The organism is Nocardia sp. SYP-A9097 (genome assembly GCF_009649815.1).
Taxonomy (GTDB): Bacteria; Actinomycetota; Actinomycetes; order Mycobacteriales; family Mycobacteriaceae; genus Nocardia.
Genome location: NZ_WJIC01000002.1, coordinates 257,069 through 275,416, shown reverse-complemented (window position 1 = coordinate 275,416; position 18,348 = coordinate 257,069). Strand labels below are relative to the sequence as shown.

Here is an 18,348-nt window from a genome sequence, read left to right as displayed (position 1 = left end):
GAGTTTTCTCATACTGGACAGTCGATTTAATAGCTAGGCTCTTCCCGCGAACGAATTGTTCACGGGGCGTGGCCTGATGGAGGATAAATGCGGTTGTTCGGTTGGCGTACGCGGATTTTCATCGCCGCCGTGGCCTCGGCGGGTGCAGTGCTCATGGTGCCGGGAGCTCCGGCGCAGGCGGCGGGCGCGGGCGCGGTCATCGATACCACCGCTCGACCCGACGGCTGGCGCGGCATGTCCAACGGCTCCGCCATCGACTACTGGACCACCCGCTCCAATGGCGAATCCGTCCAGGCCAGTGGCGCACTCATCATCCCGAGCGGCCCGGCCCCCGCCGGTGGCTGGCCGATCATGGCCTACGACCACGGTACCTCCGGACTCGGCCCGGGGTGTGGCGGGCAGAGCGATACCAGCGTGTTCAGCCGTCCCAAGGAGGACAAGATCCTCCGGTACTTCGTCGACAAGGGCTTCGCGGTCGTCGCACCGGATTACCTGGGCCTCGGCAAATTCGACACCGGGCCGCACCCGTATCTGGAGACCCGCACCGAGGCGAGCGCCACCATCGATCTGGTCAAGGCGGCCCGCGCCGCGCATCCCGAATTGTCGAAAACCTGGGCGCTGACCGGATTTTCGCAGGGCGGGCACGCGGCGCTCGGCGCGGCCAACCTACAGGTGAGTACCGCACCGGATCTCGATTTCCGCGGCACCATCGCCGTCGATCCGGCCTCCGATGTGGAGAAGTTCGTACCCCTGGCGGGACCGTATGTGCCGGAGATTCCCGGCCAGAACGGTAATGCCATCGACGGATTCGTGGTCAGCATGCTGGCGGGGCTGCGCGAAACCCATCCCGAACTCGATCTGAACAGCTACCTGACCCCGCGCGGCCGGGAGATCTTCGATCAGGCGGGCAGCCTCTGCTTCGGCGACATCATGAAGGCCGTGGACGGCGTCTCCGTCGGTGAGATGCTCGCCCGGCCGCTCGCCGACGACCGGTTCCGCGCCGCCGCCAACGCGTACCTGACCGTGCCGACCAGTGGCTACAACGCGCCGATTCTATTGCTGCTCAATGTGACCGATATGGTCGTGCCCTCGCCGCTGCACGCCGCGCTCGCCGCCCAGTTCGCCGCGAACGGTGTGGATTTCAGCACGGTCACCGGGACCGGGCAGCACACCGATCTCAATCCGCAGATGTGGTCGGCCATCGATGACTTCACCGCGCGCCTACTCGCCACCCCGACCATGCCCTGATCGAGGGTCGGTGCGGTATGGGCAATCTATCGGCAAATAGATTGTCAGGCAGACACTCCGGAAGCTGAATCCGCTTCCGAGGCGGAGCCGACGGAGGAATCATGGGATTTACCAGTACTTTTACTCGAATCACGACCGTTGCGGCCGTGGCCGCGAGTGCGCTGCTCGTCCTTCCGATGAGCTCGGCGCAGGCCGATCCCGCCGGAACCCTCATTTCGGCAACCGCGCAGCCCGATGGCTGGCACGGGCAGGTGAACGGTTCGATCGTCAAGTACTGGACCACCCGCTCCAATGGTGAACAGGTCCGGGCCAGCGGTGCCATGTACATCCCCGCCGGGCCCGCGCCCGCGGGCGGCTGGCCGATCATGGCCTACGACCACGGCACCACCGGACTCGGTGCGAACTGCGGCGGCCAGACCGATCCGGACAATGCGCCGCTGCCCGGTATGATGGCCGACGAAGACGTTCTCATGCGGTACTTCGCCTCGAAGGGTTTCGCGGTCGTCGCACCCGACTATCTGGGACTCGGCCTGTACGAGACCGGACCGCACCCGTACCTGGAATTGCGCACCGAGGCCACCGCCACTATCGATCTGGTGCGCGCGGCACGCTCGGCGAACCCGGAGCTCTCCCGCACCTGGGCGGTGGCCGGCACCTCGCAGGGCGGTCACGCCGCGCTCGGCACCTCCAGCGTGCAGGTGGCGGCCGCCCCCGATCTCGACTTCCGCGGCACCGTCGCCGTCGATCCGGCCTCGGATGTGGAGAAGGTGCTGCCCATCGCGGGACCGTGGGTGCCCGAGCTGTCGGGCAAGACCGGTGACGACGTGAACGGCTTCGTCGTCAGCATTCTGGCCGGACTCCGCGCGGCCCGCCCCGACGCCCAGGTCGACAGCTATCTGACCGAACAGGGCCGCACACTCCTGGACAGCGTCGGCAATACCTGCCTGCCCGAAACCATCAAGCGCATGCGGGGCATCAGCATCGGTGACCTGCTCGCCCGTTCGCTCAGCGAGGGTCCGCTCACCCCCGTACTCCGCGACTACATGACGGTACCCACCCGCGGCTACGACGCACCGATCCTGTTGCTGCTCAACGCAACCGACACCACCGTCCCGTCCCCGCTGCACGCCGCCCTGGCCGCCCAGTTCGCCGCCAACGGCGTCGACTTCCAGACCTCCGTCGGCACCGGCTCGCACGGCAATATCAATCCGCAGATGTGGTCGGCGATGGACGCCTTCCTCAACCGCATCCTCGCCACGCCCACTCAGAGCTGACCGGACGTCCATTGCCGCGCCGCCGACGGCTCGGCCGGGCGGGCCGTCGGTTGTGCGGCTGGGCGGGCTGTTGGGCGCGTGGCTGGGTGGGCTGCCGGTTGTGCGTCCGGGTCGGTTGCTCGGCTGGGCGGGCAGGCGGCTCGGGGCTGGGCGCGGACGTGTCGCCGCCCACCTCCGACCGGGGTGTCGAGGTGGGACGAGTGCGGGGGTTGATAGGTTTCGCAGGGTGTCCGAACCTGAAAACGCTGGTCGTGGAGAAGCCGCCCTGCTGGGCCCTGCCGAGGTGCGGGTGCTCGCCGAGCGGTTCGGGGTGCGCCCGACCAAGCAGCTCGGACAGAACTTCGTCCACGACGCGAATACCGTCCGCCGCATTGTCGCGGCGGCGGGCGTCACCCGCGATGATGTGGTGCTCGAGGTCGGTCCCGGCCTCGGCTCGCTGACCCTGGCCATTCTCGATGTCGCCGATCGCACGATCGCCGTCGAGATCGACCCGAATCTGGCCGGGCACCTGCCCAATACGGTGCGGGACCGCGCGCCGGGTCTGGCCGACCGCCTCACCGTCGTACTCGCGGACGCCCTGCGTGTGCAGGCGGCCGACCTCCCCGCCGCACCGACGGCGCTGGTCGCGAACCTGCCCTACAACGTGGCGGTCCCGGTACTCCTGCACCTGCTGGCCGAATTGCCCAGCATCCGAACAACTCTCGTCATGGTGCAATTGGAAGTGGCCGATCGCCTCGCCGCCACCCCCGGCGGCCGCATCTACGGCGTGCCCAGCGTCAAGGCGGGCTTCTTCGGCACCGTCCGCCGCACCGGCACGGTAGGCCGTCAAATCTTCTGGCCCGTTCCCCAGGTCGAATCCGGACTGGTCCGCATCGACCGCTACGAAGAAGCCCCTTGGTCGATGGACGAAGACCACCGCAAAAAAGTCTTCGAAGTAATCGACGCCGCCTTCGCGCAACGCCGCAAAACCCTCCGCGCCGCCCTGGCCGGCTGGGCCGGTTCCCCCGTCGAAGCCGAAAGGCGCTTGGTAGCAGCCGGAATCGCCCCGACGGCCCGCGGCGAAACCCTCGACACCGCGGCCTTCGTCCGCCTGGCAGCCCAAGCCTGACCAATCGGCCGGGGGCGTGAACCCGCCCCCGGACAAGTGGGACTAGACGGTGATCTGCAGGCCGTCCAGGAGACCGGCTTCGATACCGTCGCCGTCGGCGCGGGCGGTCACGGTGAGCTGGACGAGGTACTCGTAGCTGCCGATGGCGACGATCGCATAGCGGGTGTGCACCCACAGGATGAGGGCCTCGACCGCGTAGGTGCCGGTGACAGCGGCGGACGGAAAGCCTTGGTAGTCACCGATTTCGGCATTGAGTTCGCGCCAGTCCGGGAGCTGGCGGGCATCGGCGAAGGCGGACTCCAGCAGTTCGGCCGGGTTCGACGGCTTGGACAGCCGGCCGACCAGCAGCACCACATTGTCGGCCCAGCCGTTCTCGGGCGGGCGGGTGAACACCCCGTACGCACCGGGGAACATGGCGGCATCCACCGCCTGCCACCCATCGGCCAGCGGCAGCGAAACCTCGGGCGCTCCAGCCTCTCCCGGCTGTACCGGCGCGATCTCGATACCCGCTGCGACCAGGTACTCGGCAATAGTCGTCACGAACTCTGCTCCTCGGCATAGCGGGCGAGGCGGTCCCCACCGCATACGCCAGCCATTGAACACGACCCGCCCCACCACACAAGCCCGCACCCCGGCCGAGTGTGCACTCCGGGCGGAAATCCATCCGAATCACCGCCCTGAGTGCACACTCGCGGATCGAACGAACTCGCGGCGTGCCCCGTCATCCCGGCATGCCCACCCCGTCATCCCGGCATGCTTTTGGCCGGGATCCACGCCGCCAGTGCTGCAACGGTTTCTGTGGATCCCGGCCAAAAGCGCGCCGGGATGACGAGGGGTAGTCGCCGGGATAGCGACGGCCAGGTCGTCGGGATGACGAGGGGTTTTCGTCAGGAAGGCGAATGCCGGTCGTCGGGTGGGTCAGCCGCGGAAGCGGCGTAGGCGGAGGCTGTTGCTGACTACGAAGACGCTGGACAGGGCCATGGCGGCACCGGCGAGCATCGGGTTCAGCAGGCCCGCGGCGGCCAGGGGGATGGCTGCCACGTTGTAGCCGAAGGCCCAGAAGAGGTTGCCCTTGATGGTGCGCAGGGTGGCTCGGGACAGTTTGATCGCGGTGGGGACCGAGCGGAGGTCGTCTCGGACCAGGGTGAGGTCGGCCGCCTGGATGGCGACGTCGGTGCCGGTACCCATGGCCAGGCCGAGGTCGGCCTGGGCGAGGGCGGCCGCGTCATTGACGCCGTCGCCGACCATGGCGACCACCTTGCCCTGCGCCTGCAGTTGCTTCACCACATCCAGCTTGTCGCTGGGCAGCACCTCGGCAATGACCTGGTCGATGCCGACCTGATCGGCCACGGTGCGGGCGGTGGCGGCATTGTCACCGGTCAGCAGTACGGGGGTGAGCCCGAGTACCCGCATTTCCGAGATCGCCTGTGCGCTGGTGGGTTTGACGGCATCGGCGATAACCAGCACGCCGCGCGCCACCCCGTCCCAGGCCACCACAATGGCGGTCTTCCCGGCCTGTTCGGCCCGAATCTTGGCATCCGCCAAGACTTCCGGCAGCGCGATCGACCAATCCTCGAGCAGTTCGGTGCGCCCGATGACGACCGCCCGCTCACCGACCAGACCCTGTACGCCCTTGCCGCCATGGCCGACGAACTGCTCCACCTGTTCGGTATCGAGTCCGCGATCGACAGCGCCCTTCACCACAGCCTTCGCGACCGGGTGTTCGGAGCCGTGCTCCACCGCCGCGGCAATCGCGAGCAGCTCGTCCGGATCCACATTCGTGGCCGGAATCGCCTCGGCGAGAGTCATTTTGCCGGTGGTGACCGTACCGGTCTTGTCCAGCACCACGGTATCGATACGCCGTGTCGACTCCAGCACCTGCGGGCCCTTGATCAGAATCCCCAGCTGCGCACCGCGCCCGGTACCCACCAAAAGTGCTGTGGGCGTGGCCAATCCGAGAGCGCAGGGGCAGGCGATGATCAGTACGGCCACCGCCGCCCCGAAGGCGGTCGATACGGACGCTCCGGTGCCGAGCCAGAAGCCCAGCGCCGCAACCGAAATCCCGATGACTATCGGAACGAAGATCCCGGCCACCTGATCGGCGAGCCGCTGTACAGGTGCCTTCCCGTTCTGCGCCTCTTCCACCAGTGCGGCCATCTGCGCCAGCTGGGTATCCGCGCCGACCCGGGTGGCGCGCACGGTCAGCAGACCGCCCGCGTTCACCGTCGCGCCGACCACGGCATCGCCGGGCCCCACCTCGACCGGCACCGATTCACCGGTCAGCATGCTCATATCGAGCGCCGAATTACCTTTGACCACGACACCGTCGGTGGCGATCTTCTCGCCCGGCCGCACCAGGAATTCCTCGCCGACCCGCAATTCGACCACGGGGATCCGGGTTTCGACACCGTCCCGCAGTACCGCCACATCTTTCGCGCCGAGTTCCAGCAGGGCCCGCAGCGCGGATCCGGCCTTCTCCTTGGAACGGGTCTCGAAGTACCGGCCCGCCAGGATCGCGGTGATCAGCGTCGCCGCCACCTCGAAGTAGAGCGCCGAGGACGAGTCACCACGCGAAATGGCAAGGCTGAAGGGATGTTTCATCCCGGCCATACCCGCGTCGCCGAAGAACAGCGCGTACACGGACCAGCCGAACGCGGCGAGGGTGCCGAGCGAGATGAGCGTATCCATGGTGGCCGCACCGTGTTTGGCGTTCACCCAGGCGGCGCGGTGGAATTGCGCGCCGCCCCACACCACGATGGGTGCGGTCAGCGTCAGCGAAAGCCACTGCCAATTGGTGAATTGCAGCGCCGGAATCATCGCCATGGCGACCACGGGGACGGCCAGCGCCAGCGTCACCAGCAGGCGATGCCGCAGCTGCCGGGTCGCACCCGGAGCCGAATCATCCTCGGTGTCAGCGGATTTCACCGGTTCGGTGCGGTGCACGGCGGCGGTGTATCCGGTGTCGACGACCTTGGCGATCAGATCATCGGTGGTCACCGACTCCGGGAAGCTGACCTTCGCCTTCTCGGTCGCGTAGTTCACCGTGGCGGTGACGCCGTCGATCCGATTGAGTTTCTTCTCGATACGGGAGGCGCAGGAGGCGCAGGTCATGCCGCCGATTTCCAGCTCGATGGACCGCTCCGGGGCTGGGGCGCTCATCAGTGACCTCCTCCGTGTTGCGAGTGCGCGTCCGAACCGGATGCGGCAGTGGTGGTTTCGTCGGTGAACTCGGCGGTGTGGACCGTGCCGCCGTGCTGGAAGTCCAGGTAGAGGCGGTAGGTGCCATCGCTCGGGGCTTGTGCGTGGAAGGCGACTTCCGGTCCGGGAGCGGTCTTTCCGACCTCGCCCTCCGGATGCACATGCAGGTAGGCGAGATCACTGGCCCGCAGCGCGACCAGGTGCGCGTAGGCGCCCAGGTATGGCTGTAAGTCGGTGACCGGCTTACCGTCGCGGGTGACGGTGAACTTCAATTCGCTTCCGGCGGTGGACAAGTCACCGTTCAGGGCGACCTGGTAGCCATCCACCTGAGCGGTCTTGGATACCGGCGGCAGTGCCTTGGCCACCGTGTTGCCATCGACCTGCACGGTCCGGCTGAGCGTCAGTTCGCCCGGCCCGCCGGTGGGGGAGAAGTCGGTGAAGACCCGGTAGCTGCCGGGCTCGGCCCACTTCCAATCGATGGTCCAGGTGCCGTCCGCGGCGAGTGCCGGATGGACGTGCCGGAACTGGCTCGCGTCCGAGCGGACCACGATCAGGTGCAGGTTCTGCTCGTGCAGGGTGTTGTACTTTGTGACGGTGCCCTGCGGTCCGGTAATCCGGAAGCGCAGTGCCCCTTGCTGATTCGCGGCGGTCGGCGCGGTGACATCGGTGAGGGCGTAACCCTCTTCGCTGTCCGCGAGCCCGGGGGCCGCCGCGGTCTGATGTTCGGAGTGCGCGGAGGTCGTGCCGGAGGCCGACTCGGCCGGATCGCCCACCAGGGCTCCGATGCCGAGTGCGGCCCCGAACAGTACGACCAGTCCGCCTCCGAAGGCGGCGAACTTCAGTCGATCGTTCATTCAGCTCGCCACCTCGTACCCGGCTTCGTCGACGGCGGCCAGGACATCGGCGTCGGCGATGGGCGCGGCGGATTCGACCTTGACCAGACCGGAGGCCAGATCCACGTCGACACTCGTGACGCCGTCGATCTTGCCGATCTCCTTCCGAACCGATCCGACGCAGTGGCCGCAGGTCATGCCGGTGACGGTGTAGGTGCTGGTGGCCATTTCGACTCCTCGACTCGCGCTATACGGTGTGGGGGTATCCCCGAACACCTCTGAAACATACCCCCCATGGGTACCTGGCGCAAGCGGTTCGGCGCGGAAATTCAGCGCTCGACGGCTCCGGATGCCGGCCACACCCGTAGTGCCAGCTCAGTGACCTTTCGCAACTCGTCCCGGCTCGCGCCATCGCGCGCGGACTGTGACATGCCCTGCATGACCACCCCGATGTAGCGGGCCAGTACCCCCGCATCGGTCTCGGCGGGCAGGAGTCCGGCGGTGATATCCGCGCGGATGCGCTCGGCGAAGGCGGTCACATTCGCGGTGCGCATGGCCTCGAGCATGGCCGCGACCTCCGCGTTAGTGGTGTTGATCCCGGCGCTGATGACCATGCAGCCGTTCGGAAGTCCGGGTTCGGTGTACTCCAGGGCTGCCTCGCGCAATGTGCGGGCGACCGCGTCCCAGGCCGTCGGTTCCTCGGCGAGCGCACGCGCCGCGAAGCCCGCGTAGTCGTTGACGTACACCTCGATGGATTCACTGAACAGCTGCTGTTTATCGCCGAACGCCGCGTACAGGCTGGGTGCGCCGATGCCGAGCTCGCCGGTGAGGTCGCTGATCGAGGTGGCCTCGTAACCCTGCCGCCAGAACAGGCGCAGGGCCTTGTCCAGGGCGGCGTCTCGATCGAATTTGCGGGGTCGGCCCCGGGTGGATGTGGCCATATCCGCATTTTATAGCGCTCGCTAGATAATGTGTTACGGTCCCTTTCTGTAACGATCGCTAGATAAAAGGAGCGCAGCTCATGAGCACCCTCGCAGGCAAAACGGCACTGGTCACCGGCAGCGGCCGCGGCATCGGACGCGCCATCGCGCTGCGCCTGGCCAAGGACGGCGCCCGGGTGGCCGTGCACTACAACGGCAATACCGCCACCGCCAAGGAGACGGTCGCCGCGATCGAGGCAGCGGGCGGTTCGGCCTTCGCCATCCAGGCGTCGCTCGGTGTCCCCGGTGATGCGCAAGCGCTGTGGACCGCCTTCGACGCGCACGCCGACGGCCTCGACATACTGGTCAACAATGCGGGCACCGACGGCATCCGCGAACCCATCACCAGCACCGATGAGGAATCCTTCGACCGCGTCTTCGCCGTCAATACCAAGTCGCCGTTCTTCGTGACGAAACTCGGTGTGGATCGACTGCGTGACAACGGCCGCATCATCAATGTCTCCACCGGCCTCACCCGCGGCGCGTACCAGCCGCGGCTGCTCGCGTACACCATGACCAAGGCGGCTATCGACGCGCTGACCAGCATCCTCGCGAAAGAGCTTGGCCCACGCGGCATTACGGTGAACGCGGTGGCCCCGGGCGCGATCGACACCGATATGAACGCGGACTGGCTGCGCACGCCCGAAGGTCAGGCCGCCACCGCCGCCCGCTCCCCTTTGAACCGGGTCGGCCAGCCCGCCGATGTCGCCGATATCGTCGGCTTCCTGGCCTCCGACGACTCGCGCTGGGTGACCGGCCAGTGGATCGATGCCACCGGTGGCGCACTCCTGTAGGGAACTGCAACTAGGCTGTCCGCGTGCTGTCTGTTGTGCCCAGTCCCGTCGTCGTGCGCGCGCCCTCGAAGGTGAATCTGCACCTCGGGGTGGGCGATCTTCGCGAGGACGGATACCACGACCTCACCACGGTTTTCCAAGCCCTGTCGCTGAGTGACGATCTGGAGATCTCGCCGGCCGCCGCCCTCACGGTGCGAGTGACCGGCGAGAGCGCCGACCAGGTCCCCACCGATCGCGGAAACCTGGTGTGGCAGGCCGCGGTCCGCCTCGCACGGCTCGGCGGTCGTGCGCCGCTGGTCGAAATCGCCATAGCCAAGGGCATTCCGGTGGCGGGCGGTATGGCGGGCGGCAGCGCCGATGCCGCCGCCGCCTTGCTCGGATTGAACGATCTGTGGGAACTCGGCCTGTCTCGCGCCGAATTGTCGGATATCGCAGCGGAACTCGGCAGCGATGTCCCCTTCGCCCTGCACGGCCAGACCGCCCTGGGTCGCGGGCGCGGCGAGGAACTCCTTCCGGTGCTGTGCCGCAACACTTTCCACTGGGTACTCGCCCTCGCCAAGGGTGGCCTGTCCACCCCGTCGGTCTTCCACGAACTCGACCGCCTGCGCGAAATCGGCGATCCGCCCCGCCTCGAGAGCCCACAAGCCCTGCTCCAAGCGCTGGCCTCCGGCGACCCGCACCAGCTCGCCCCGCTGCTCGGTAATGACCTGCAAATCGCGGCGCTGTCCCTGAAGCCCGAACTCCGCCGTACGCTCCGCGCCGGTGTCACCTCGGGCGCGCTCGCGGGCATCGTCTCCGGCTCCGGCCCCACCTGCGCCTTCCTCTGCGAATCCGAGGAAGCCGCCGTCACGGTCGCCGCCGAACTCTCCGGCGCGGGCGTCTGCCGCAGCGTCCGCACCGCCTACGGCCCGGTCCCCGGCGCGCGCATCCTCAGCAGCCCGGCCGACCCCAAGCGCTGATCGCCTGTTCTTTCGTGACAGCTGATTTCGTAAGGTCGGGGTAACTCCCCGGGTACGGGCTGAGGTTCCCAGGTACGTGGCCGCCGGCCCGCGACGGGAGGTGACTAGGCTCTTACGGTTCGGCTGAAGGCGCGGAGAGGCGGCACAGATTCATGGCCAACCTGATCAACCTGGAACAGGTCAACAAGAGTTTCGGCGTTGCGCCGTTGCTCGAGAACATCTCCCTCGGCGTGCAGGAGGGGGAGCGGATCGGGGTCGTGGGTCTGAACGGCGGCGGTAAGACCACGCTGCTGGAGGTGTTGACGGGGCTCGAGCCGCCGGACAGCGGGCGGGTCAGCCGAGTGGGTGGCCTGCGGATAGCCGTGGTAACCCAGCGCGGCGTGCTGCCCGAGGGCGCGACCGTCGGTGAAGTGGTGCTCGCCGGACTCGCCGAAGATCAAATGACCGATGGTGTCGCCGAGCACGAATGGGCCTCGAACACCCGTATCCGCAATGTGGTCGAGGGCATCGGTATCGCCGACCTCGGCATGGATTCGCTCGTCGGCAACCTCTCCGGTGGTGAGCGCCGTCGTACCGCACTGGCCGCCGCCCTGGTTCGCGATCTGGATCTGCTGGTGCTGGACGAGCCCACCAACCACCTCGATGTCGAGGGTGTGCAGTGGCTCGCCGAACACCTCGTCTCCCGGCGCAGCGCGCTGATTGTCGTCACCCACGATCGCTGGTTCCTCGATACCGTCGCCACCCGCACCTGGGAGGTCCAGGGCGGCAAGGTGGAGACCTACGAGGGCGGCTACAACGATTGGATCTTCGCCCGCGCCGAGCGTTCCCGGCAGGCCGACGCCAGTGAGGCACGCCGCCAGAACCTGGCCCGCAAGGAACTGGCCTGGTTGCGTCGTGGCGCGCCCGCGCGAACCTCCAAGCCGCGCTACCGAATCGAGGCCGCCGAGGCTTTGATCGCGAATGTGCCCGCACCCCGTGACAGCGTCGCGCTGGCGTCGTTCGCGCGTAAACGCCTGGGCCGCGTGGTGATCGAGCTCGAGGACGCCACCCTGGCCACCCCGGATGGCCGGGAACTGGTGCAGGACTTGACCTGGCGGCTCGCCCCGGGTGAGCGCGTCGGCCTGGTCGGCGTGAACGGTTCCGGTAAGACCACGCTGCTGCGCGCCCTCGCGGGTGATCAGGAGTTGAAGTCCGGCAAGCGTATCGAGGGTAAGACCATCCAGATCGGCTGGCTGCGCCAGGAACTCGACGATCTGCCCCTGGATATGCGTGTGCTGGAAGCGGTTCAGGATGTCGCCATGCGAACCATGCTGGGCGACAAGGAGATCAGCGCCAGCCAGCTGGCCGAGCGCCTGGGCTTCACCCCCGCCAAACAGCGCACCCCCGTCGGTGATCTCTCCGGTGGTGAACGCCGCCGCCTGCAGCTCACCCGAATCCTGATGAGCGAGCCCAACGTTCTGCTCCTGGACGAGCCCACCAACGACCTGGATATCGACACCCTCCAGCAGTTGGAAGACCTCCTGGACAACTGGGCCGGCACCATGGTCGTCATCTCCCACGACCGCTACCTGGTGGAACGCATCTGCGACACCACCTGGGCCCTGTTCGGCGACGGCAAACTCACCAACCTCCCCGGCGGTATCACCGAATACCTGAAGAAGCGCGCCGCCATGACGGCAACCGCGGCCCCCAAGTCCGGTGCCACCGCGAATTCCTCAGCCGCCGCGACGGATTCGGCCGCCTACCGAGCCGCCCGCAAGGAACTCTCCAAACTGGAGCGCTCCATCCAAAAGCTGGACGAACGCGAAGCCAAACTCCACACCGCCCTGGCGGACGCGGCCACCACCCCCGACAAACTCATCGCCCTCGGCACGGAACTGAAGCAGGTCCAATCCGAGAAGGAGGCCGCCGAGGAACGCTGGCTCGAACTCGCCGACCTCTGACCACCACCCCGTCATCCCGGCCCGTTCACTCTTCGTCATCCCGGCGCGTCTTTGGCCGGGATCTCGCTGAGTCAGGTTGATCCCGGCCAAAAGCATGCCGGGATGACGGGGTCGGTGTACATCCGGTGCGGGCGGGGTGGCATGCGCCCGTGATGGCGGGCGGTCTACTTCGCCGGGGCTGACCTCAGCCGTGCTGCTCTATGCGGGCGGGCTGATCCAGTGCGGGGATGGGGAGGCAGGTGCGGACGAAGCCCGCACCGAATGAGGTGAGTTCGATTGTGCGGTAGAGGACTTTGGTGCCGAAGCCGGCTCGCTTCAGCAGGCGGCGTACCTCGGATTGCGCTTCCAGCAGCTGGTAGCGGTTCGGGTTGCCGAGCGGCTCGCGGGTGATGTCGATCAGGCCGAGCCGGTCGAGATTGGTGAGGTACTCCTCGACCCGGTTGGGGTAGCGCAGGCCGGCGTCCTCGCCGAGCAGATTGAATTGACCGCCCTGACCGTTGCGTCCGGTGCGGACTTCCAGCAGGGGCTGCGGGCCGTCGAGATAGAGGTACCGGATGACGCGCGCTTCGTCGGGAGCCAGCTCGCCCAGGATGCGGGCGTAGGCGGGATGCCGGTGTGCGTCGTCGTCATGGAATTCGGCTGAGCGGCGCAGCAATTCGGCGCCGCGGGCGCGCAGCACCGCACTGGAGGAGGGTTCGGTCGCGGCGGCGGTCTCGACCGTCTCGGGCGCGGCCACACCCAGCGCCTGGCGTACCGAATGCCGCACCTGCGCACCGGCTTCGGAGAGAATCTCACGCGGCGGCTGCCCGGCCATACTGCCGCGCAATACCGCCGAGGTGACCCCGAGTGCGGTGCTCAACCCCCATGCTCCGGCCTCGACCGCGGCCGCCACGGCAACGCGCACCACGCCGGTGGCCGCGCGCACCGGCCCGGCCGAAGGTGCCGGCGCGACCACCGGAACCGGCAGTGGCGCGGTGGGCCGCACCAGCAACTCGGCGGAGGTATCGGCGGGTTCCCTTTCGCCCGAGTCGGTTTCGGTCATATCCATGAGGTGGCTACTCCTGTTCCGAAGATCAGGAGGTGAGCGTAACCGGCGAGCAGCCCCAGCACACCGCCATGGACGAACAAGAGCCATTCGTCTTGTTTGATGGCCGATCGCAGCATGTCCACGAACTCGGGCGGTGGCAGCGCCGACATTTGTTTGGCGATGTACTCCTGCACCTGCTTGCCTTGGCGCACGTTGAACGCCGGGTCCGCGAAGGCGATCGGGGCGATCTTCATGGACTCGGTGGTGAAACTGTCCTGCAGCGAGTCGTATTCGCGATTGCCGAGCAGGAACTTCACCGCACCGCGCGCGGGTCCGAGCGCCTGGTCGGCGGCGGGTTTGAGGGTGTCGGTGAGCATCTGCATGGTGCGGTCCGAGCGCGGCCCGTTGAGCAGTTCGTCGCCGATATTGGCGACGGTCATGATCTGACTCGCCACCATGTCCGCATAGCCCTCGGTGATCTCGGGCTGGCGCTTCACGAGCAGCCCCTGCCGCCACGGCACCCACCACTTGGGGTAGGCGGGCGCGAAGATCATATTGATGCCGACCCAGTTGACCACCCAGCCGATGACGATTCCGCCGAGCGGCAGCACCGCCAGCGCGGACCATCCGGTCCAGTGCAGAATGCCGACCAGCACCAGACCCATGGGCGCACCGAAGTAGAAACCGAAGTTCTGCATGAATCGCAGTTCCTTGGCGCCGAGTACCTGGAACAGACTGTTGAGCAACTGCGGTCGCGCCTGGAAGTAGCGAATCACCATCTGCTTGACGTCCAGCAGTTGATCGATGTTGTTTCCGAGTTCATCGGTGAGTTCGCGCAGAATTGTCGGAAGCTGTTCGGCTACTCGGGTATGCACCATCTCCCGGACGCCATTGGGCAGGTTGTACCAAAGTTGTGGATGTTCGCGTTTCAGGATGTCTTCAACGATGTCGCGAATCTGGAGTTCTGCTATTTCAGTCAGATGTTCAGCTAGCATGTCCGGTTCGAGTTCGCGATAGAAGTCCGCGACACTCCCGAGTTTCGCCAGACCTTTGTCGACTGCAATGCTCGCCATCTTGTCCGCACGCGAGGGAACAATGCCCTGCCAGCCCATCCGCCCGTCGTACTGCAGCAACGGCAGCACCTGAATCCGCTTGGGCAGGAAGGGAAACAAAGCCGCGAGACCGGGCAGGCGGAAGCCGTGGAAGCCGATCGGCTTGAACAGCATGAGCACGCCGGTCCAGTTGGTGATGTAACCGATGATGCCGGTGAACAACGGAATCGTGATCAGTTCCAGCAAAATTGTCGGGTGGACTCCGAAAACACTCTCTAGCAACGTCACCCTCCTGCCGACCCGCACCGGAACCGTCGCCGGCGTCAACCCCATCGGCATCCCGGACCTTACTTCGGATTCAGGAAGCGAGTCCAGCTAGCGAGTGTCTGAGTCGGAGATCTGTGTCACAGTGGTTGCCCCGGTGTTCCACCCATTAGAGTTCAGCAACGAGAATGGCGGGGGTTCACCGAACTCGCAGGTCTGTCGGGGGCAATAAACTGTGGACGAATCAGTTCACCTGGCAATATTCGGAGATGGACGTGACAGACGACAGGACCGGACAGTCGCAGGGGGGTGCCGGCGATGTGGTCCGTCCGGGTCCCCGTGCCGTGGAACGCAGTTCGGATGTCGAGCAGCGCCAGATCAGCAATGAGGCGCGACTGATTCGCGGAGTCTTCCGGGCGGCGGGCCTGGCGGTCGGCACGGCGGCGCGCTCGGGCCAGTGGGCGGTCGGGACCAGCTTCGAGATCACCAAGCAATTGACCCAGGCGGCCCTGGACGGTGAATCGTCGGCCGATATCGCCGAGCGCACGGGGGCGGCGCTGCGGTCCATCGCCCGCAGCGCGCTCGGTGTCACCGAGGGTTCGGTGCGCGAAATCGTCAGTTACGTACCGACTCCCGTGGGTGGGCCGAGTCAGCCGGCCATCGGCGTCGGCAGTCTGCTGCGTTCGGCATCGAGCGAGGAATTGCGCCGCCGCGGTGACGCGCTGCTCGCCCGCTCGGCCGATGTCTACTTCAACGAGGATGTGCATCCAGCCTACGACCGCATTCTCGATCAGCTCGCCCCCGATGAGGCGCGCATTCTGCGTTTCATGGCGTTGAACGGACCGCAGCCGACCGTCGATGTTCGTACCAATCGCCCGCTCGGTATCGGTTCGGAGCTGGTCCAGGGCGATCTCACCTCCGTGCCCGAGCAGGCGGGCGTCCGCTATCCGGACCGCGCCCGGCACTACCTGATCAACCTCAACCGGCTCGGCCTCACCACCACCTCCGATGATCCGGTGGTGCTGTCGCGCTACATGGTGCTGGAGGTACAGCCGGTGGTGGAGTCGGCGCTCAAGAAGGCGGGCCGCGCCCCCAAGATCGTCCGAAAGAGCTTGCGGCTCACCGAGTTCGGCGAAGACTTCTGCACCACCTGCTTCAGCATCGGCAATTGACGGCGCACACCCCGATGTGAATTGGGGTGTGCTGGTGTACCTCCCTGGTAGCGATCCGGTACAGATCTGCGCTAAATGCTGCAGCATCCCGCATGTCTGATGGGATTGTGGGTGTTATGGATTCAGATGCGGTCGCCGCGATCAGCCGGTTGAAGTTCCGGTATCTGCGTGCCCTCGACACCAAGTCTTGGGAGGAGTTCGCCGACACCATGATCCCGGAGGCGACCGCCACCTACAGCGAGTACCTACAATTCGAATCCCGCGACGCCTTCCTGGCGTTCATGCGCAATACCCTGGGCCCGCACGTCATCACCGAACACCGCTGCGACCACCCGGAAATCGATGTCACCGGCGATACCGCCGTCGGCACCTGGTACCTCGCCGACACGGTGCTGATCCCCGGCCACAATATGCTGCTGCGCGGCGCGGCCTTCTACTCCGACCAGTACGTGAAGTGCGATGACGGCAATTGGCGCATCGCACACACCGGTTACGAACGCACCTACGAGGTGGTCCTGTCCCTCTCGGACATCCCCAGCCTGCGCCTGACCTCCAGCCGCTGGGGCCTCATCGCCCGCGACCCCGCCGACACCCCCCGCACCGAGCCCATGCCACCGGATACCACCGGCATGATGGGCTGACCCAACCGACGCGCCCCCGGTCATCCCGACGCGCTCCCCGGTATACCGCCGCGCTCCCCGTCGTCAGGCATGCTCCCACCGCGCTCCCCGTCATCCCGGCATGCTTTTGGCCGGGATCCACGCTGTCTGTGCTGCAACGAGTTTCGTGGATCCCGGCCAAAAATGCGCCCGGATGACGGCGTGACTGCGCCGAGTCGCTAGTCCGCGGTGGCGACGAGCGGTTCCAGCGTCAGGTTCGGGTGTTCCTTCTGGACGTACGCCAGCTTCCACTTGTCGCCGAACAGGGCGAGCATGACGCCATCGGTGCGGGTGAAGACCTCGACCCCGCGCTGGCGGCCCAGTTCGACGGCGGATTCGGCGTCGGTGCGGCGGGCCAGCTGGTACGGCAGGAAATCGAGCTGGGTTTCGACGTTGTACTCGCCGAGCATGCGCGCGGTGACGACCTCGAACTGCATCGGTCCGACGGCGGCCAGCACCGGTGACGCATCGCCGCGAATATCGTTGCGCAGCACCTGAACAACGCCTTCGGAGTCGAGCTGATCGATGGCCTTGCGGAACTGCTTGTACTTGCCGGCGCTCTGTGCGCGCAGGGTGGCGAAGTGCTCCGGCGCGAAGGACGGGATCGGCGGGAACTGCACCTTCTTGTCCGCGTACAGCGTGTGGCCGGGAGCCAGCGCGGTCGCATTGACCAGACCGACCACGTCGCCCGGGTACGCGGTGTCGACGGTGGTGCGCTCGCGGCCGAAGATGGTGAGCGCGTATTTGGTGGCGAACGGGCGACCGGTCTGCGCGTGCGTCACGACCATGCCGCGCTCGAATTCACCGGAGACGATGCGCATGAAGGCGAGGCGGTCGCGGTGCGCGGTATCCATACCGGCCTGCACCTTGAAGATGACCGCGCTGAACGGGTCGGCGGTCTCACGCGGCTTCTCATTGACATCGATGCGGGCGCGCGGGGCGGGCGCGAGCTCGATGAGCGTCTCGAGTAGTTGGCGCACACCGAAATTCAGCATGGCCGAGCCGTAGATGACCGGTGAGGTGTGCCCGGCCAGGAACAGTTCCTGATCGTGGTCCTGGCCCGCGGCGGAGAGCAGTTCGCTCTCCTCGACGGCGGTGATCCAGGCTTCGCCCTCACGCTCGGTGGCTTGGTCGGGAGTCAGATGCTCCTCGGGTGCGATGGTCGCGCCACCCGCGGTCCGAGTGAAGTGGATGTACTCCGCCGGTGCGCCCTCTTCGCCGCGCCGCAGCAGACCGCGGAAATCGCCCGCGATACCGACCGGCAGGAACAGCGGGGTCGGGGTGAGACCGATCCGGTCGGTGATCTCATCGAGCAGTTCCAGCGGAGCCTGACCCGGCCGGTCCCACTTGTTGATAACCGTGATGACCGGAATCCCGCGATCGCGCGCCACCTGAAAGAGCTTGAGCGTCTGCGGTTCCAGGCCCTTGGCCGCGTCGATCAGCATGACCGCCGCGTCGACCGCGGTGAGCACGCGATAGGTGTCCTCCGAGAAGTCGGAGTGACCGGGCGTATCGACCAGGTTGATCACACAGTCGCCGTATTCGAACTGCAGTGCCGTGGAGCTGACGGAGATACCGCGCGCCTTCTCCATCTCCATCCAGTCCGACACGGTCGACTTGCGTCCGGCCTTGCCGTGGATCGCGCCCGCCTCGGAGATCACCTTGGCGTGCAGCGCCAGCGCCTCGGTCAGCGTCGACTTACCGGCATCGGGATGGGAGATCACCGCGAAGGTGCGCCGCCGGGCCACCTCGTCGGCCAACCGCCCTTTTTGGGGCGTGGTCGCACTGGCAGTCGGGGAACTCACGGGGGACTCCTTCACAGACGAGGCAACCGAAC

16 protein-coding genes are annotated in these 18,348 nt (G+C 66.7%); 8 read left to right on the top strand and 8 right to left on the bottom strand.

Annotated features, from left to right (window positions below; genetic code table 11):
• Positions 1-87 precede the first annotated feature (87 nt).
• From GFY24_RS04985 to rsmA, 3 genes are all read left to right on the top strand, one after another.
• Positions 88-1,248, top strand: a complete 1,161-nt coding sequence (locus GFY24_RS04985; RefSeq protein WP_153803785.1) for a lipase family protein — start codon at positions 88-90, stop codon at positions 1,246-1,248.
• A 101-nt stretch (positions 1,249-1,349) separates the two neighbouring features.
• Entirely contained in the window at positions 1,350-2,522 is a 1,173-nt protein-coding gene (locus tag GFY24_RS04980) for a lipase family protein (RefSeq protein WP_153803784.1), read from the top strand.
• Between the two features lie 226 nt (positions 2,523-2,748).
• Entirely contained in the window at positions 2,749-3,630 is an 882-nt protein-coding gene (gene rsmA / locus GFY24_RS04975) for a 16S rRNA (adenine(1518)-N(6)/adenine(1519)-N(6))-dimethyltransferase RsmA (RefSeq protein WP_309230469.1), read from the top strand.
• 42 nt (positions 3,631-3,672) lie between these two features.
• On the opposite strand, the gene GFY24_RS04970 is transcribed toward rsmA, so the two are convergent.
• The 5 genes from GFY24_RS04970 to GFY24_RS04950 form a co-directional block, all read right to left on the bottom strand.
• Complete coding sequence (locus GFY24_RS04970) at positions 3,673-4,170, bottom strand: LpqN/LpqT family lipoprotein (protein WP_194852745.1); 498 nt, start codon at positions 4,168-4,170, stop codon at positions 3,673-3,675.
• A gap of 378 nt (positions 4,171-4,548) precedes the next feature.
• The gene (locus GFY24_RS04965; RefSeq protein WP_153803782.1) at positions 4,549-6,789 is read right to left on the bottom strand and encodes a cation-translocating P-type ATPase; all 2,241 of its coding nucleotides are present in this window, start codon (positions 6,787-6,789) and stop codon (positions 4,549-4,551) included.
• Positions 6,789-7,682: a hypothetical protein gene (locus GFY24_RS04960; protein ID WP_153803781.1), complete on the bottom strand. Its 894-nt coding sequence runs from the start codon at positions 7,680-7,682 to the stop codon at positions 6,789-6,791. Before GFY24_RS04960 ends, GFY24_RS04965 begins: the two co-directional genes overlap by 1 nt.
• On the bottom strand, positions 7,683-7,889 hold the full coding sequence (locus GFY24_RS04955) for a heavy-metal-associated domain-containing protein (RefSeq protein ID WP_153803780.1): 207 nt from the start codon (positions 7,887-7,889) through the stop codon (positions 7,683-7,685).
• Positions 7,890-7,990: 101 nt separating this feature from the next.
• Positions 7,991-8,602: a TetR/AcrR family transcriptional regulator gene (locus GFY24_RS04950; protein WP_153803779.1), complete on the bottom strand. Its 612-nt coding sequence runs from the start codon at positions 8,600-8,602 to the stop codon at positions 7,991-7,993.
• Positions 8,603-8,682: 80 nt separating this feature from the next.
• Between GFY24_RS04950 and GFY24_RS04945 the strand changes: the two genes are divergently transcribed.
• From GFY24_RS04945 to GFY24_RS04935, 3 genes are all read left to right on the top strand, one after another.
• Entirely contained in the window at positions 8,683-9,435 is a 753-nt protein-coding gene (locus tag GFY24_RS04945) for an SDR family oxidoreductase (RefSeq protein WP_153803778.1), read from the top strand.
• A 23-nt stretch (positions 9,436-9,458) separates the two neighbouring features.
• Positions 9,459-10,394: a 4-(cytidine 5'-diphospho)-2-C-methyl-D-erythritol kinase gene (locus GFY24_RS04940; RefSeq protein WP_309230468.1), complete on the top strand. Its 936-nt coding sequence runs from the start codon at positions 9,459-9,461 to the stop codon at positions 10,392-10,394.
• A gap of 152 nt (positions 10,395-10,546) precedes the next feature.
• Complete coding sequence (locus GFY24_RS04935) at positions 10,547-12,337, top strand: ABC-F family ATP-binding cassette domain-containing protein (protein WP_153803777.1); 1,791 nt, start codon at positions 10,547-10,549, stop codon at positions 12,335-12,337.
• A gap of 184 nt (positions 12,338-12,521) precedes the next feature.
• Here GFY24_RS04935 and GFY24_RS04930 read toward each other — a convergent pair whose 3' ends face one another.
• The gene (locus tag GFY24_RS04930) at positions 12,522-13,385 is read right to left on the bottom strand and encodes an Abi-alpha family protein (RefSeq protein ID WP_228566001.1); all 864 of its coding nucleotides are present in this window, start codon (positions 13,383-13,385) and stop codon (positions 12,522-12,524) included.
• The gene (locus GFY24_RS04925) at positions 13,376-14,704 is read right to left on the bottom strand and encodes a hypothetical protein (RefSeq protein ID WP_309230467.1); all 1,329 of its coding nucleotides are present in this window, start codon (positions 14,702-14,704) and stop codon (positions 13,376-13,378) included. Before GFY24_RS04925 ends, GFY24_RS04930 begins: the two co-directional genes overlap by 10 nt.
• A 245-nt stretch (positions 14,705-14,949) precedes the next feature.
• On the opposite strand from GFY24_RS04925, the gene GFY24_RS41645 reads away from it, so the two are divergent.
• Positions 14,950-15,852, top strand: coding sequence for a DUF4393 domain-containing protein (locus tag GFY24_RS41645; RefSeq protein ID WP_153803775.1), 903 nt, complete (start codon positions 14,950-14,952; stop codon positions 15,850-15,852).
• 116 nt (positions 15,853-15,968) lie between these two features.
• The gene (locus GFY24_RS04915; protein ID WP_153803774.1) at positions 15,969-16,493 is read left to right on the top strand and encodes a nuclear transport factor 2 family protein; all 525 of its coding nucleotides are present in this window, start codon (positions 15,969-15,971) and stop codon (positions 16,491-16,493) included.
• A 197-nt stretch (positions 16,494-16,690) separates the two neighbouring features.
• Here GFY24_RS04915 and GFY24_RS04910 read toward each other — a convergent pair whose 3' ends face one another.
• Positions 16,691-18,316 (bottom strand): peptide chain release factor 3, encoded by a 1,626-nt coding sequence (locus GFY24_RS04910; RefSeq protein WP_375336001.1) that lies wholly within the window; start codon positions 18,314-18,316, stop codon positions 16,691-16,693.
• Between the last annotated feature and the right edge of the window lie 32 nt (positions 18,317-18,348).